Raw genomic sequence first — 15,999 nt, 5'->3', positions numbered from 1 at the left:
CCACACCCCGTTCGAAGATTGAGCAATATTCCCATGCGTTTAAACCCTGGCCAACAACAAGCCGTCGAATTCGTTACCGGACCGTGCCTGGTGCTGGCGGGCGCCGGTTCCGGTAAGACCCGCGTTATTACGAATAAAATCGCCCACCTGATCCGCGGCTGCGGCTATCAGGCGCGCCATATCGCGGCCGTCACCTTCACCAACAAGGCCGCGCGCGAAATGAAAGAGCGCGTCGGGCAAACGCTGGGGCGCAAAGAGGCGCGCGGGCTGATGATCTCCACCTTCCACACCCTGGGGCTGGATATCATCAAACGTGAATACGCCGCGCTGGGAATGAAGTCTAACTTTTCCTTGTTCGATGATACTGACCAGGTCGCGCTGCTGAAAGAGCTCACCGAAGGGTTGATCGAAGATGACAAAGTGGTGTTGCAGCAGCTGATCTCGACGATCTCCAACTGGAAAAACGATCTGAAAACCCCGGCGCAGGCGGCGGCTGGCGCGAAAGGCGAACGGGACCGCATTTTCGCCCACTGCTATGGGCTGTACGATGCGCACATGAAGGCCTGCAACGTCCTCGATTTTGACGATCTGATCCTGTTGCCGACGCTGCTGCTGCAGCGTAATGAAGAGGTGCGCGAACGCTGGCAGAACAAAATCCGTTACCTGCTGGTGGATGAGTATCAGGATACCAACACCAGCCAGTATGAACTGGTGAAATTACTGGTGGGGCAGCGCGCGCGTTTTACCGTGGTGGGGGACGATGACCAGTCGATCTACTCGTGGCGTGGCGCGCGGCCGCAGAACCTGGTGCTGCTCAGCCAGGACTTCCCGGCGCTGCAGGTGATCAAGCTTGAACAGAACTACCGCTCCTCCGGGCGTATTCTGAAAGCTGCTAACATTTTGATCGCTAATAACCCGCACGTCTTTGAAAAGCGGCTGTTCTCAGAACTTGGCTACGGTACCGAGCTGAAAGTACTCTCCGCCAACAATGAAGATCATGAAGCGGAGCGCGTGGCCGGGGAACTGATCGCCCACCACTTTATTAATAAAACCAACTACAAAGACTACGCGATCCTTTACCGCGGCAACCACCAGTCGCGGGTCTTTGAAAAGATGCTGATGCAGAACCGCATCCCGTACAAAATCTCCGGCGGCACGTCGTTCTTCTCGCGTCCGGAAATTAAAGACCTGCTGGCCTATCTGCGCGTGCTGACCAACCCGGATGACGATAGCGCCTTCCTGCGTATCGTCAACACGCCGAAACGCGAGATCGGCCCGGCGACGCTGCAAAAGCTGGGTGAGTGGGCGATGAGCCGCAATAAAGGCTTATTCACCGCCAGCTTTGACATGGGGTTAAGCCAGACGCTGACCGGGCGCGGCTACGAATCCCTCACGCGCTTTACCCACTGGCTGCGGGAAATTCAGCAGCTGACCGAACGCGAGCCCGTTGCCGCCGTGCGCGATTTGATTCGCGGGATCGACTACGAATCCTGGCTGTATGAAACCTCGCCCAGCCCGAAAGCCGCGGAAATGCGAATGAAAAACGTCAACCAGCTGTTTACCTGGATGACCGAGATGCTGGAAGGCAGCGAAATCGATGAGCCGATGACCCTAACGCAGGTGGTCACCCGCTTTACCCTGCGGGACATGATGGAGCGCGGCGAATCGGATGAAGAGCTCGATCAGGTGCAGCTGATGACCCTCCATGCCTCAAAAGGGCTGGAGTTCCCGTATGTTTACCTGGTGGGAATGGAAGAGGGATTGCTGCCGCACCAGAGCAGCATCGATGAAGATAACGTCGATGAAGAGCGCCGGTTAGCCTACGTCGGCATCACCCGTGCGCAAAAAGAGCTGACCTTTACGCTCTGTAAGGAACGCCGACAGTATGGTGAGCTGGTGCGCCCGGAGCCAAGCCGTTTCCTGCTCGAGCTCCCGCAGGACGATCTGATATGGGAGCAGGAGCGAAAAGTTATCTCTGCGGAAGAACGTATGCATAAAGGCCAGGCCAACGTCGCGAATATTAAAGCGATGCTGGCGAAGGCGAAAAAAGGCTAACGCCTCAGGCGACAAACTGCTGCCAGGCGGCGGAGAAGGGCATTACCAGCAGCAGTGAGGGCAGCATGTTGGCGGTGGGGAAATGGCGAATACCACAAAGCCGAAAACCGGTCGCCAGCATAATGATGCCGCCGCAGGCAGTGAAATCAGCAATCATCGATGGGTTTATCAACGTCATAATAAACGTGGCGGCGAAGAACAGAATCACGAAGATGATCAGCTGAGGAATAAAAATCGTAGTGATGATGTAGCCCAGCGTGGACGCGAAAATCGCGGCAGTGAAAAAGTCGAGTATCGACTTGGTCAGTAGAATGGTTGGGTCGCCGGTCATCCCTTCGGTTAAAGCACCGAAGATGCCGGTGCCGCTGGCGCAGAAGAGGATCAGCACGGCGATAAACTGATTCATAAAATCTTCCGCACTCACGCTGGCGCTGGCCTGCGCCGGGAAAATGCGCTCAATGGGCGTGCGTAGCGTTGTCCCGGCCCGCTCAATCCATTTTTCAATATTCAGCAGACCGCCGATAATCGTGCCGACAATAATGGCCAGGGCAATGGGTGGCAGATTATGCAATTTATTGACAAAGTGGATGCCCATGCTGATGGAGATCAGACCGGCAATCAGCGGCAAGGTTTTCTTGAAGTGTTCCGGAATAAAGCGATTCAGCGAGGCGCCGGCCAGCGCACCGACGAGAAGCGAGCCGCTACAGACAAATATACCTATTGCCATCATTTATTCTCCCTAATAAAAACAGGGCCTGAATATTCAGGCCCTGAAGTCTGTCTTTAATATTATTGAATGTTAAAGACGCGGCTGGCATTGCCCCAGGCAATTTTATCTTTCAGGCCCGCTTCAAGTTCTAACGGATCAAACCAGTCACAAGCCTGATGAATATCTTCATACGGATAATCGACAGAGAACATCACACGATCGGCGCCCATGACTTCAATGGCATTATTCAGCGAATGGGTATTAAAATGGCCGCTGGTGGTAACAATGAAGTTATTCTGCAGGTAGTGCATTAACGGTTTTTCCGCTTTACCCAGACCGCAGCCGAAACGCTGACGATAGAGGCGGTGCTGAGTGCGCGGCAGCATATGAACCAGCCCTTCGCCGAGGTGGCCCAGTACCAGATTGAGGTTAGGATAACGATCGAACAAACCACTCATCATCAGACGGATAGCATGCACTGCCGTTTCCTGCGCAAAGCCCCACGCGGAGCCGATCAGGCTTTCGTAACCGGTGTAGATGCCGCGCGCAGGCCCTTCCAGCGGTTCGCGAGGATGCAGGTACACCGGTACGTTCAGCTCGTTGACCTTATCCCAGAAAACCAGCATCGATTCGTCATCAAGATACAGGCCATGCTCGCTATCTTTAACGTTGGTATAGCCGTTGATCAGCGCGCCTTTCATGCCTAGTTTCTTCACGGCGCGCTCCAGCTCTTCCGCCGCGGCTTCCGGGTTTTGCAAGGCCAGGGTGGCGAAAGCGCTAAATTTATCCGGATTTGGCTTCACATAATTCTCGACGATAAAATCGTTAGTATCACGAGCAAAAGAGACCGCTTTGGCTTTATCTAAAATAGATTGCGCGCCAGGTGAAGTTAGAGAAAGAATGACGTGGTCAATATGACGCTGCGCCATTTCTTCCAGCTGAATACTGCGATCCAGCAGGCGACGTTCAACGTCTTTCATATATTCTGTACCGTTACGGCCGGCTTCACCGGTTGAATCCCACAGACGGTTATTTTCAGGAGTGGAGACGTGTTCTTCTAAAGCGATTTTTCCGCGCATGATATATTCCTTGCGATATTTGTCAGTATGGCTCGATGCAATGAGAATAAAAGCTTTCTCGTATTGCCAGCAATAAACCAAACGTAATAGGGATTATCAGTAAAACTAATACAGCGGTATATTTCGCGGTTTAGATCGTAATAGATCCGCTCTGCTGAGCGGGATCGGCAAGTGCGGCGATCAGCGAACGTAGCCAGATATGCCCGGGATCGCGGTGCAGCCGCTGATGCCAGACCTGACGGATGGCGATCCTGGCGAGAGGAAAAGGTAGCGGCCAGCTGCGGCAGGGATAGCGGCGGGTGATATGCCGCGCTACCTGTTCCGGGACGACGGCAATCATATCGCTTTCGGCCACCAGCTCGCCGGTACCTAAAAAGCTCGGTAATGTCAGCGCGATCCGCCGGGGCATACTGTGCTCATCAAGCCGCTTATCCATATCGCCGTGGGCAGTCCCCTCCACGCGGATCGCCAGATGCTTTTCCTGCCGCCAGTCTTCGGCACGAAGCTGGGTTCGAATACGTGGGTGATTTTCCGCCGCCAGGCAGACATACGATTGATCGAAGAGATGCTGCTGGTAGACGCTATCCGGAAGCTGCGTCAGGTAGCCGATCGCGAGATCACATTTCCCGGATTCGAGGGCGTTGAGGGTCTGCTCATCCAGATTCTGTATCGTAAAGGTGATCCCGTCCGCCGCCTGCTGCTGGAGCGCAATTTGCAGCAAAGGCAACAGCGTCATTTGACTGATATCGGTCATTCCGATCGTGAAGTTACGCTGGCTCTGCTGGGGAAGAAATTCAGGTTTGACGGCTAAATCGTTATCGGCAAGCTGGAGAAGGGTAAATACAGTCGGGGCGATCGCGTCCGCTCGCGGCGTCGGCATCATCCGCTGTCCCACCCGGACAAACAACGGGTCAGCAAAATGATCCCGTAGTTTTTTCAGCAAAAGGCTGCCGGTGGGTTGGCTGATATTCAGCGCGTCAGCCGCCGGGGAGACATTGCCTAGCCGGTAGAGCGCGGAGAAAAAGCGTAGCGATTTGAAATCCAGTTCTTCCCGCATCCGCCCTCCTGGCTGGATATTATCTTGGCGTATCGCCGCTGGTGACCCGTAGCGTCCAGTGGACGTAGCTTTGCCATTGACACTCCTGATCGACCATTTCCCGGCCAAGCGGATGTTCAGCCAGCCAGTTCTCCGGCAGCGTCAGCGTTAACTGGTCGTCGTGAGCGGCCAACTGAATCGCCGGCAACAAATCGTCGCGCCGCCGGCTGGCAAACAGGATCGCCAGTCGCAGCAGGCGACACAGATGTTCGGCCACTCGCGGCGGGACCGCATTCTGCTGATGAAGCGAAGACAGGTCGATGGCGTTGGTCTGATTCAGGAGCAGCGTGGCAATCAACTTCTTCTGCGCCGGGGTAAAGCCGGGCAGGTCGAGGTTATTGACCAGATAAGCCGCGTGCTGCGGCGCGCGCTTGAAATCCACACTCAGCCCAATTTCATGCAGCGAGCAGGCGCTGAGGAGTAAATCGCGGCTCAGCGGGTCCAGCTCCCAGCTGCCGTCCAGCTGACTGAGCAGATGGCTGGCCAGACTGGCGACGCGTTGGGCCTGCTCGGTGTCGATCATAAAACGGCGCTGAATATTGCGCAGGGTGCGGCTGCGGATGTCCTGTTCGACAGAGAGATGCAGCATGCCGTACACCAGACCTTCGCGTAACGCGCCGCCTGCCAGGGTCATACACTGAATATTCAGTTCGCTGAAGATAGCGATCAGGATCGCCAGCCCGCTCGGGAACACCAGCGCCCGCTCAAGGGTTAAGCCTTCGATCTCCAGCTCTTCCAGACGTCCGCACTGGATGGCGCGCTGTTTAAGCTGCTGGAGTTTGGCGAGGGTGATGCGTTCATCCATCCCCTGCGCCATCATAATTTCCTGCAGCGCCTGAACGGTGCCGGAAGCGCCGACGCACACTTTCCATCCGTGATAGCGCAGCACATCGGCGATGGGTAATAACACCTCGCGCGCGGCCGCTTCGGCGAGATCAAAATTCTCTTTCGTCAGGCTACGGTCGGCAAAATAGCGTTCAAGCCAGGTCACACAGCCCATCGACAGACTGAACAGCGAGGTCGTTTGCGCGCCGGTGCCGGTCACCAGCTCGGTGCTGGCGCCGCCGATATCGACCACCAGACGCTGATCGGCGCCGCCGGTGGTGTGGGCGACACCCTGGTAAATCAGGCGCGCTTCTTCTTCGCCGCTGATCACCTGCACTGGCGTGCCGAGGATCTCTTGCGCTTTCGCCAGAAACTCCTCTGCATTGACGGCAAGACGTAGCGTGGCGGTGGCCACGACGCGGATTTGCGTCGGCGGAATATCCTGCAGGCGTTCGGCAAACAGGCGTAAGCACTGCCAGCCGCGCTCCATCGCTTCCGCGGAGAGCGTGTTGTCGCTATTCAGACCGGCGGCCAGACGAACCTTACGCTTAATACGGCTCAGCGTCTGGATGCTGCCCGCCACCTCGCGCACTACCAACATATGGAAACTGTTGGAACCCAAATCAATGGCGGCATACAGCGAGGTGGAGCTCATACTCTTCATCGTTCAGAAGGCTCCCTGGTTGGCGGAGCGTTTAGGCCCGGTCCACATCACTGAGCGGGTTGCCAGAGGAAGGTCGCCCTGGCTGATTCTGAATGATTGAGCGTATGGCATAGATTTCTTAACCTGAACGACGACGATTGCGCGGTGGACCGTTGCGGCGCGGGCCGTTGCCTGGGCGCGCACGGGTCAGACGCAGCGGCTTAGGCAGGTCGGTCATCAGCGCGTCCGGGTTGTACTTACTGACCGGGATCGAGTGACCAATATAGGTTTCGATTGCCGGCAGGTTCAGCGCGTACTCTTCGCAGGCGAGGCTGATAGAGTTGCCGCTGGCGCCAGCGCGGCCGGTGCGGCCGATGCGGTGAACGTAATCTTCGCAGTCGTCCGGCAGATCGTAGTTAAAGACGTGGGTCACGGCCGGAATATGTAAGCCGCGCGCAGCAACGTCAGTTGCGACCAGAATATCGAGATCGCCACGAGTAAATTCGTCGAGAATACGCAGACGCTTTTTCTGCGCCACGTCGCCGGTCAGCAGACCTACACGATGGCCGTCAGCGGCGAGATGACCCCAGATATCTTCACAACGGTGCTTGGTGTTGGCGAAGATGATGGCGCGATCGGGCCACTCTTCTTCCAGCAGCGTCTGCAGCAGGCGCATTTTTTCTTCGTTGGAAGGGTAGAACAGCTCTTCTTTAATACGGTGGCCCGTTTTCTGTTCCGGTTCCACTTCGACATATTCGGCGTTGTTCATCTGCTCGAACGCCAGTTCGCGAACGCGATAAGAAAGAGTCGCGGAGAACAGCATGTTCAGGCGCTGCGTCGCCGGCGGCATGCGGCGGAACAGCCAGCGGATATCTTTAATAAAGCCGAGATCGTACATGCGATCGGCTTCGTCCAGTACGACGACCTGAATGGCGCCGAGGTTAATGTGGTTCTGTTTCGCGTAATCGATCAGACGACCAGTGGTACCGATCAGAATATCGACACCGCTTTCCAGCACTTTCAGCTGCTTGTCGTAGCCGTCGCCGCCGTAAGCCAGACCCAGCTTCAGACCGGTGGCCTGCGCCAGCGGTTCAGCATCCGCGTGGATCTGTACCGCCAGTTCACGCGTTGGTGCCATAATTAGCGCGCGTGGTTGGTTAACCTGGCGATCGGCGATAGCCGGGTGAGAGAGAAGATAATGAAACGTTGACGTCAGGAACGCCATCGTTTTACCGGTACCGGTTTGCGCCTGCCCGGCGACATCGCGGCCTTCCAGCGTCAGCGGAAGGGCGAGGGCCTGAATGGGTGTGCAATTATGAAACCCTTTCTTTTCAAGGGCTTCAATGACTGCCGGGTGCAGGGCGAAGTCGGAAAACTTCTGTTCTGTTAAATGTGTTTTGCTCATAGTGTGGTAGAATATCAGCTAACTATTGCATTAAGAAAGCGTATCCGGTGAAATAACGTCAACCTTTCGTTGGCGGTGTACGAAATTATTCAAGGTACGTCTACGGTAACTGAACGAATCCAGGATAGCTTAGACTACTAAGCGAGTCGGGAGCGATAAATCTGCAGCATGCAGTTCGCGTTCGGGCACCCTGGCGTCAACAGGCGAGTCCATGATGGATTGCGCCAGTTGGCAGCCCAGAGAATTGAGGTATCCTGAAGAATAGCGTGCATAACGTAGCCGCAGCACGTCGTTGATGGCTACGACACCAACACACCAGGCTTATTCCTGTGGAGTTAAATATGAGCGATAAAATTATTCACCTGACTGACGACAGTTTTGACACGGACGTACTCAAGGCTGACGGGCTGACCCTCGTCGATTTCTGGGCAGAGTGGTGTGGTCCGTGCAAAATGATCGCCCCGATTCTGGATGAGATCGCTGAAGAGTATCAGGGCAAACTGACCGTAGCTAAGCTGAACATCGACCAGAACCCGGGCACCGCGCCGAAATACGGCATTCGCGGTATCCCAACCCTGCTGCTGTTCAAAAACGGCGAAGTGGCGGCCACTAAAGTTGGCGCACTGTCCAAGGGTCAGCTGAAAGAGTTCCTCGACGCCAACCTGGCGTAAGCGAATTGCTGGTCCGGCGTCCAGATTCCTATTTTTTGCGGAACTCTGGACGCCCGGCAGGAGTCGTGCTAAGTTAATCCACAGACTTCGTTTTAAACATACCTATTGTTTGAATCTTGTTTTACCCAAAGCGTCCCGCAGACGATGCGCGTGAGGCTAATAATTCCGGGCTTATCACTCATTCCGTCTTGTCGTTTCAGTTCTGCGTTCTTTCCTGTGACCAGGCAACGTACAGACACGAGATGAAGCCGCTAACAGGCATGGATGTTCCTGCCATACCATTCACAACATTAAGTTCGAGATTTACCCCGAGTTTAAGAACCCACACCACTATGAATCTTACCGAATTAAAGAATACGCCGGTTTCTGAGCTGATTACTCTCGGCGAAAATATGGGGCTGGAAAACCTGGCTCGTATGCGTAAGCAGGATATTATTTTTGCCATCCTCAAGCAGCATTCGAAGAGTGGCGAAGATATCTTTGGCGACGGCGTACTGGAGATACTGCAGGATGGATTTGGATTCCTCCGCTCCGCAGACAGCTCCTACCTCGCCGGCCCTGACGACATCTACGTATCCCCCAGCCAAATCCGCCGTTTCAACCTTCGCACTGGTGACACCATTTCCGGTAAGATTCGTCCTCCGAAAGAGGGTGAGCGTTACTTTGCACTGTTGAAAGTTAACGAAGTTAACTACGACAAGCCGGAAAACGCGCGTAACAAGATCCTGTTCGAGAACTTAACGCCGCTGCACGCGAATTCTCGCCTGCGTATGGAACGTGGTAACGGTTCTACCGAAGACTTAACCGCTCGCGTACTGGATCTGGCCTCCCCGATTGGCCGCGGCCAGCGTGGTCTGATTGTCGCGCCGCCGAAAGCCGGTAAAACGATGCTGCTGCAGAACATCGCGCAGAGCATCGCTTACAACCACCCGGACTGCGTGCTGATGGTGCTGCTGATCGACGAACGTCCGGAAGAAGTGACCGAGATGCAGCGTCTGGTGAAAGGTGAAGTGGTTGCTTCCACCTTTGACGAGCCGGCATCCCGCCACGTGCAGGTTGCCGAGATGGTTATCGAGAAAGCAAAACGTCTGGTTGAACACAAGAAAGACGTTATCATCCTGCTCGACTCCATTACTCGTCTGGCGCGAGCCTACAACACCGTGGTACCGGCTTCTGGTAAAGTCCTGACAGGTGGTGTGGACGCCAACGCCCTGCACCGTCCGAAGCGTTTCTTCGGTGCGGCACGTAACGTCGAAGAGGGCGGCAGCCTGACCATCATCGCCACGGCGCTGATCGACACCGGCTCCAAAATGGACGAAGTGATCTACGAAGAGTTTAAAGGCACCGGTAACATGGAGCTGCACCTCTCTCGTAAGATTGCCGAAAAACGCGTCTTCCCGGCTATCGATTACAACCGTTCCGGTACCCGTAAAGAAGAACTGCTCACCACTCAGGAAGAGCTGCAGAAAATGTGGATCCTGCGCAAAATTATTCATCCGATGGGTGAGATCGATGCAATGGAATTCCTCATTAACAAGCTGGCGATGACCAAGACGAATGATGACTTCTTCGATATGATGAAGCGCTCGTAAGGTAAAAAAAGCCAAAAACGCCACGCCTTTGCGTGGCGTTTTCATTTTTGGGTTTGTATGATCCAGAGACAGAGAAAGCGGGACGAAAGTTGTCGTATAATGGCGCCGGATAGCAGGCGGAGACAGCTTTAACAGACTAAAATCTATACAATAAATTTGTAATGTTCTGCTTTTCCCCTTCTGGAGTTGGGGCATCATCGCTATACTTCCCGGATTAACTATGCTGAGAGCACATGCGTTGTGAATTTACTCACTGCTATTACTGAATTAATCAGTATTTTCTTATTCACGACCCTCTTTATTTTTGTCGCGCGGAAAGTGGCAAAAAAGATCGGGTTGGTGGATAAACCAAACTATCGCAAACGGCATCAGGGGTTGATTCCGTTGGTCGGTGGTATCTCAGTTTATGCAGGCATCTGTTTTACTTTCGCCATCGCCGATTATTATATTCCTCACGCCTCGCTGTATCTGGCCTGCGCGGGGGTATTGGTGCTGGTTGGCGCGCTTGACGATCGCTTCGATATCAGCGTGAAAATTCGCGCAGTCATACAGGCTGCGATCGCCGTGATTATGATGATGGCAGGGAATCTGCATCTGAGTAGTCTCGGCTTTATTTTTGGCTCGTGGGAGCTGGTGCTGGGGCCTTTCGGCTTCTTCCTGACGCTGTTTGCCGTGTGGGCCGCCATCAATGCGTTTAACATGGTCGACGGGATCGACGGCCTGCTCGGCGGTCTGTCATCGGTCTCCTTTGCGGCGACCGGGATCATCCTCTGGTTTGATGGTCAGTACAGCCTGGCGATGTGGTGTTTCGCGATGATCGCCGCCATTCTGCCCTATATTCTTCTCAATCTTGGCGCCCTCGGCCGCCGCTATAAAGTCTTTATGGGTGACGCCGGCAGCACGATGATTGGCTTCACCATTATCTGGATCCTGCTGGAAACCACGCAAGGTAAAACACATCCCATTAGCCCGGTTACCGCGCTGTGGATTATCGCTATCCCGTTGATGGACATGGTGGCGATTATGTATCGCCGCCTGCGCAAAGGCATGAGCCCTTTCTCTCCGGACCGTCAGCATATTCATCATTTGATCATGCGCGCCGGCTTTACTTCCCGTCAGGCGTTCGTCCTGATTACCCTGGCCGCCGCCCTGCTGGCGCTGGTTGGCGTCGCAGCGGAATACACCCGCATTGTGCCGGAATGGGTGATGTTAATTCTCTTTTTGGTAGCCTTCTTCCTTTATGGCTACTGTATTAAGCGCGCCTGGAAAGTGGCGCGCCTGGTTAAGCGCATCAGACGCAGAATTCGGCGACACAGCGGCAATAATCCGAAACTAACCAAGTAAAGCTGGGGATGTGATGACTCAACCATTACCGGGAGCACAAGCAGTGAACGTTGAGAACGAGCTGGATATTCGCGGGCTGTTTCGCGCTTTATGGGCAGGAAAAGGCTGGATAGTCGGCGGCGCCGTACTCTTCGCCGCCATCGTGCTGGTATATACCTTTTTTGCTCGCCAGGAGTGGAGCGCCACGGCGATCACCGATCGGCCTACTGTCAATATGTTGGGGGGGTACTATTCCCAGCAGCAGTTCTTACGCAATCTGGACATTAAAGCCGACCTTGCCTCGGTCGATCAGCCTTCCGCCATGGATGAAGCGTATAAAGAGTTCATCATGCAGCTGGCCTCCTGGGATACCCGGCGCGATTTCTGGCTACAAACGGACTACTACAAGCAGCGTCAGTCGGGTAATGCCCGCGCGGATGCGGCGATGCTGGATGACCTGATTAACAATATCCAGTTTATGCCAGGCGATGCGGCCAAGAGCATTAACGACAGCGTCAAACTGACTGCCGAGACCGGGCAGGATGCCAATAATCTGTTGCGTCAGTATGTGGCTTTCGCCAGCCAGCGGGCGGCAGGCCATCTTAATGACGAACTCAAAGGCGCCTGGGCGGCGCGGACCGTGCAAATGAAAGCGCAGGTGAAGCGCCAGGAAGAGGTGGCCGAGGCCATCTTCAACCGTCGGACGCACAGCGTGGAGCAGGCGCTGAAGGTGGCCCAGCAGCACAATATTTCACGCAGCGAAACGGATGTTCCTGCCGATCAGTTGCCGGATTCAGAGCTATTTTTATTGGGCAGGCCGATGCTGCAGGCCAGGCTGGAAAACCTGCAGGCCGTCGGGCCGGAATATGACCTCGATTACGACCAGAACCGCGCCATGCTGAGCACGTTGAACGTCGGTCCAACGTTAGATCCGCGTTTTCAGACTTACCGGTATTTGCGGACGCCGGAAGAACCTGTAAAACGCGATAGCCCGCGCCGTGTATTTCTGATGGTGATGTGGGGGATTGTGGGTGCGCTCATCGGCGCAGGCGTGGCGTTATCACGTCGTCGTGTCCTGTGATTGCGGCCTGTGGTGAAGGGCAGATGACCTTCATCGCCTAATCGAAGAGAATCGATGTGAAAGTACTAACTGTATTTGGCACGAGGCCGGAAGCCATCAAGATGGCGCCTCTGGTCCATGCGCTGGCAAAGGATCCTCATTTTGAGGCGAAAGTATGCGTGACCGCGCAGCATCGGGAGATGCTCGATCAGGTGTTGAAACTTTTCTCTATTGTCCCGGACTACGATCTCAACATCATGAAGCCGGGGCAGGGGCTGACCGAGATCACCTGCCGCATTCTTGAGGGGCTGAAGCCGGTGCTGGAGTCGTTTAAACCCGACGTGGTGCTGGTGCATGGCGATACCACGACCACCATGGCGGCGAGCCTGGCGGCGTTTTATCAGCGGATACCGGTGGGCCACGTAGAGGCCGGCCTGCGCACTGGCGATTTAAGTTCGCCGTGGCCGGAAGAAGGCAACCGTACGTTGACCGGCCATCTGGCGACATACCATTTCGCCCCCACGGAAACCTCGCGGCAGAACCTGCTGCGGGAAAATATTGCCGACAGTCGCATCACGGTCACCGGGAATACGGTCATTGACGCCCTGTTCTGGGTGCGGGATCGGGTTCTGGGTGATGAAGCGCTACGGGAGACCCTGCTGCAGCGCTATCCTTTCATTAGCCACGGTAAAAAGATGATTCTGGTTACCGGCCACCGGCGGGAAAGCTTTGGGCTCGGCTTTGAACAGATCTGCCAGGCGCTGGCGGAGATAGCCCATACCCACCCTGAGGTGCAGATTGTCTATCCGGTTCACCTGAATCCTAACGTCAGCGAGCCGGTGAATCGTATTCTCGGTCATATTGACAATGTGATGTTGATTGAACCGCAGGACTACCTGCCGTTCGTCTGGCTGATGGATCGGGCCTGGCTGATCCTGACCGATTCCGGCGGCATTCAGGAAGAGGCCCCTTCTCTCGGGAAACCGGTACTGGTCATGCGCGATATGACCGAACGTCCGGAAGCGGTGGCCGCTGGCACCGTGTGCCTGGTCGGCACCGACAGCCAGCGCATCGTGGCGGAAGTCACGCGACTGCTGCAGGATGATGCCGCATACCAGGCGATGAGCCGCGCGCATAATCCCTATGGCGATGGTGAAGCATGTCGTCGAATTTTGTCTGCACTTAAAAATAATCAGGTAACGTTATGAGTTTTTCTACCATTTCAGTGATTGGCCTTGGCTATATCGGGCTGCCAACCGCTGCCGCGTTCGCCTCCCGGCAGAAGCGGGTGGTCGGCGTTGATGTTAATCAACATGCCGTGGAGACCATTAACCGTGGAGAGATTCATATCGTGGAGCCGGATCTGGCGAGCGTGGTGAAGACCGCGGTCGAACAGGGTTATTTAAGCGCCACCACCACCCCGGTGGAGGCGGATGCCTACCTGATTGCCGTGCCGACGCCGTTTAAAGATCGCCACGAGCCGGATATGGTGTTTGTCGAGTCGGCCGCTAAATCCATTGCGCCGACGTTAAAGAAAGGGTCACTGGTGATCCTGGAGTCCACCTCGCCGGTGGGTTCGACTGAGCAGATGGCCGGCTGGCTGGCGGAGATGCGCCCGGACCTCAGCTTCCCTCAGCAGGCGGGCGACGCCGCTGACGTGAATATCGCCTACTGCCCGGAGCGAGTATTGCCCGGTCAGGTGATGGTCGAGCTGATTAAAAACGATCGCGTTATCGGCGGCATGTCGCCAGTCTGCTCCGCTCGCGCCAGCGAGCTGTATAAAATTTTCCTCGAAGGTGAATGCGTGGTGACCAACTCGCGCACCGCCGAGATGTGTAAGCTGACGGAAAACAGCTTCCGCGACGTCAACATCGCCTTTGCCAACGAACTGTCGCTGATTTGCGCCGACCAGGGCATTAACGTCTGGGAGCTGATCCGCCTGGCAAACCGCCATCCGCGCGTCAATATCCTGCAGCCGGGCCCGGGCGTCGGCGGCCACTGCATCGCCGTCGATCCGTGGTTTATCGTGGCGCAAAACCCGCAGCAGGCACGTCTGATCCGCACCGCTCGCGAGGTCAACGACCATAAGCCGGAATGGGTTATCGAACAGGTGAAAGCGCAGGTCGCGGACTGCCTGAATGTCACCAACAAACGGGCCAGCGAACTGACGATCGCCTGCTTCGGCCTCGCTTTTAAACCGAATATTGACGACCTGCGCGAAAGCCCGGCGATGGAAATTGCCGCGCAGATTGCCCGCTGGCACAGCGGCACGACGCAGGTGGTTGAGCCCAATATTCACGCGCTGCCGAAGAAACTCGATGGACTGTGTACGCTGGCGACCCTCGATGCGGCGCTGGCCAGCGCCGATGTGCTGGTGATGCTGGTCGATCATAATGAATTTAAAGCCGTTAGCGGCGATAGCGTCACCCAGGCGTATATCATCGACACCAAAGGAGTGTGGCGGTGAGAACCATTCTGATCACCGGCGGCGCGGGCTTTATTGGTTCGGCGGTGGTGCGGGAGATTATCCAGCACACCGCCGATCGCGTAGTGGTGGTGGATAAACTGACCTATGCCGGCAATTTAATGTCGCTGGCGCCAGTGGCGCAGGATGCGCGTTTCGCCTTTGAACAGGTGGATATCTGCGACCGCGGCGAGCTGGACCGTATTTTCCGTCAGCATCAACCAGATACGGTGATGCACCTGGCGGCGGAAAGCCACGTCGATCGTTCGATTGACGGCCCGGCGGCGTTTATCGAAACCAATATCGTAGGCACCTATACGCTACTGGAGGCGGCCCGCAGCTGGTGGAATACCCTGGCCACGGAGAAAAAATCGGCGTTCCGTTTTCACCATATCTCGACCGACGAAGTGTATGGCGATCTGCACGGCAGCGAGGATTTCTTTACCGAGACCACGCCCTATGCGCCAAGCAGCCCCTATTCGGCCTCGAAAGCCAGCAGCGACCACCTGGTGCGCGCCTGGCTGCGGACCTATGGCCTGCCGACGCTTATCACCAATTGCTCCAATAACTACGGCCCGTATCACTTCCCCGAGAAGCTGATCCCGCTGACGATCCTCAATGCGCTGGCGGGCAAGCCGCTGCCGGTGTATGGCAATGGGCAGCAGATCCGCGACTGGCTGTACGTGGAAGATCACGCCAGAGCGCTGTATCTGGTGGCGACCCGCGGCGAACCGGGCGAAACTTACAATATCGGCGGTCATAACGAACGTAAAAATATCGAGGTGGTGGAAACCATTTGTCAGCTGCTGGAAGAGCTGGCGCCGCATAAACCGCAAAGCGTGGCGCACTATCGCGATCTGATCACCTTCGTAGCCGATCGTCCGGGCCACGATCTGCGCTATGCCATTGATGCCTCGAAGATTGCCCGCGAGCTGGGCTGGACGCCGGCAGAGACCTTTACTTCCGGTATGCGTAAGACCGTGGCGTGGTATCTGGCGAACGAGAGCTGGTGGCGCCAGGTTCAGGATGGAAGCTATCAGGGCGAGCGTCTTGGGCTGCAAGGCTAATCATCTCTGG

At 55.8% G+C, this 15,999-nt stretch carries 14 protein-coding genes; 9 read left to right on the top strand and 5 right to left on the bottom strand.

Annotation, left to right across the window (positions count from 1 at the left end; genetic code table 11):
• The first annotated feature begins 33 nt into the window (after positions 1-33).
• Positions 34-2,055 (top strand): DNA helicase Rep, encoded by a 2,022-nt coding sequence (gene rep, locus FHW76_RS25580; protein ID WP_012543251.1) that lies wholly within the window; start codon positions 34-36, stop codon positions 2,053-2,055.
• A 4-nt stretch (positions 2,056-2,059) separates the two neighbouring features.
• Here the strand turns inward: rep and FHW76_RS25575 are convergent, their stop codons facing one another.
• The 5 genes from FHW76_RS25575 to rhlB all read right to left on the bottom strand — a co-directional run bounded on the left by FHW76_RS25575 (position 2,060) and on the right by rhlB (position 7,812).
• The gene (locus tag FHW76_RS25575) at positions 2,060-2,782 is read right to left on the bottom strand and encodes a DUF554 domain-containing protein (RefSeq protein ID WP_032732167.1); all 723 of its coding nucleotides are present in this window, start codon (positions 2,780-2,782) and stop codon (positions 2,060-2,062) included.
• A gap of 62 nt (positions 2,783-2,844) precedes the next feature.
• On the bottom strand, positions 2,845-3,843 hold the full coding sequence (locus tag FHW76_RS25570) for an amidohydrolase family protein (RefSeq protein WP_008807971.1): 999 nt from the start codon (positions 3,841-3,843) through the stop codon (positions 2,845-2,847).
• Between the two features lie 130 nt (positions 3,844-3,973).
• The gene (locus FHW76_RS25565; protein WP_012543248.1) at positions 3,974-4,900 is read right to left on the bottom strand and encodes a LysR family transcriptional regulator; all 927 of its coding nucleotides are present in this window, start codon (positions 4,898-4,900) and stop codon (positions 3,974-3,976) included.
• Positions 4,901-4,919: 19 nt separating this feature from the next.
• Entirely contained in the window at positions 4,920-6,428 is a 1,509-nt protein-coding gene (gppA, locus tag FHW76_RS25560; RefSeq protein WP_012969202.1) for a guanosine-5'-triphosphate,3'-diphosphate diphosphatase, read from the bottom strand.
• Between the two features lie 118 nt (positions 6,429-6,546).
• Positions 6,547-7,812, bottom strand: a complete 1,266-nt coding sequence (gene rhlB, locus FHW76_RS25555) for an ATP-dependent RNA helicase RhlB (protein ID WP_008807968.1) — start codon at positions 7,810-7,812, stop codon at positions 6,547-6,549.
• A 341-nt stretch (positions 7,813-8,153) separates the two neighbouring features.
• Between rhlB and trxA the strand changes: the two genes are divergently transcribed.
• The 8 genes from trxA (at position 8,154) to rffG (ending at position 15,989) form a co-directional block, all read left to right on the top strand.
• A complete protein-coding gene (gene trxA / locus FHW76_RS25550; RefSeq protein ID WP_002883224.1) occupies positions 8,154-8,483 on the top strand; it encodes a thioredoxin TrxA in 330 nt (109 codons plus the stop codon).
• A gap of 144 nt (positions 8,484-8,627) precedes the next feature.
• Positions 8,628-8,729, top strand: a complete 102-nt coding sequence (locus FHW76_RS26735; protein ID WP_049245627.1) for a rho operon leader peptide — start codon at positions 8,628-8,630, stop codon at positions 8,727-8,729.
• Positions 8,730-8,815: 86 nt separating this feature from the next.
• Positions 8,816-10,075 (top strand): transcription termination factor Rho, encoded by a 1,260-nt coding sequence (gene rho / locus FHW76_RS25545; RefSeq protein ID WP_002883293.1) that lies wholly within the window; start codon positions 8,816-8,818, stop codon positions 10,073-10,075.
• Positions 10,076-10,315: 240 nt separating this feature from the next.
• Positions 10,316-11,419 (top strand): UDP-N-acetylglucosamine--undecaprenyl-phosphate N-acetylglucosaminephosphotransferase, encoded by a 1,104-nt coding sequence (gene wecA / locus FHW76_RS25540; protein ID WP_004886849.1) that lies wholly within the window; start codon positions 10,316-10,318, stop codon positions 11,417-11,419.
• 13 nt (positions 11,420-11,432) lie between these two features.
• A complete protein-coding gene (wzzE, locus tag FHW76_RS25535) occupies positions 11,433-12,479 on the top strand; it encodes an ECA polysaccharide chain length modulation protein (RefSeq protein WP_002883296.1) in 1,047 nt (348 codons plus the stop codon).
• Between the two features lie 56 nt (positions 12,480-12,535).
• A complete protein-coding gene (gene wecB, locus FHW76_RS25530) occupies positions 12,536-13,666 on the top strand; it encodes a non-hydrolyzing UDP-N-acetylglucosamine 2-epimerase (protein WP_008807966.1) in 1,131 nt (376 codons plus the stop codon).
• Positions 13,663-14,925 (top strand): UDP-N-acetyl-D-mannosamine dehydrogenase, encoded by a 1,263-nt coding sequence (gene wecC / locus FHW76_RS25525; protein WP_032736942.1) that lies wholly within the window; start codon positions 13,663-13,665, stop codon positions 14,923-14,925. Before wecB ends, wecC begins: the two co-directional genes overlap by 4 nt.
• Entirely contained in the window at positions 14,922-15,989 is a 1,068-nt protein-coding gene (rffG, locus tag FHW76_RS25520) for a dTDP-glucose 4,6-dehydratase (RefSeq protein WP_050887801.1), read from the top strand. Before wecC ends, rffG begins: the two co-directional genes overlap by 4 nt.
• The last annotated feature ends 10 nt before the right edge of the window (positions 15,990-15,999 follow it).

Origin of the sequence: Klebsiella sp. RC2 (assembly GCF_014192815.1) — a bacterium.
Taxonomy (GTDB): Bacteria; Pseudomonadota; Gammaproteobacteria; order Enterobacterales; family Enterobacteriaceae; genus Klebsiella; species Klebsiella variicola.
The sequence above is the reverse complement of the archived record's forward strand: the minus strand, read 5'-3'. Positions and strand labels throughout refer to the sequence as shown.

Coding starts and splice junctions, on each gene's coding strand:
- trxA (WP_002883224.1), top strand. CDS start 8,154: ATGAGCGATAAAATTATTCACCTGACTGACGACAGTTTTGACACGGAC.
- wecC (WP_032736942.1), top strand. CDS start 13,663: ATGAGTTTTTCTACCATTTCAGTGATTGGCCTTGGCTATATCGGGCTG.
- rhlB (WP_008807968.1), bottom strand. CDS start 7,812: ATGAGCAAAACACATTTAACAGAACAGAAGTTTTCCGACTTCGCCCTG.
- FHW76_RS26735 (WP_049245627.1), top strand. CDS start 8,628: ATGCGCGTGAGGCTAATAATTCCGGGCTTATCACTCATTCCGTCTTGT.
- rho (WP_002883293.1), top strand. CDS start 8,816: ATGAATCTTACCGAATTAAAGAATACGCCGGTTTCTGAGCTGATTACT.
- wzzE (WP_002883296.1), top strand. CDS start 11,433: ATGACTCAACCATTACCGGGAGCACAAGCAGTGAACGTTGAGAACGAG.
- rep (WP_012543251.1), top strand. CDS start 34: ATGCGTTTAAACCCTGGCCAACAACAAGCCGTCGAATTCGTTACCGGA.
- FHW76_RS25570 (WP_008807971.1), bottom strand. CDS start 3,843: ATGCGCGGAAAAATCGCTTTAGAAGAACACGTCTCCACTCCTGAAAAT.
- FHW76_RS25575 (WP_032732167.1), bottom strand. CDS start 2,782: ATGGCAATAGGTATATTTGTCTGTAGCGGCTCGCTTCTCGTCGGTGCG.
- gppA (WP_012969202.1), bottom strand. CDS start 6,428: ATGAAGAGTATGAGCTCCACCTCGCTGTATGCCGCCATTGATTTGGGT.
- FHW76_RS25565 (WP_012543248.1), bottom strand. CDS start 4,900: ATGCGGGAAGAACTGGATTTCAAATCGCTACGCTTTTTCTCCGCGCTC.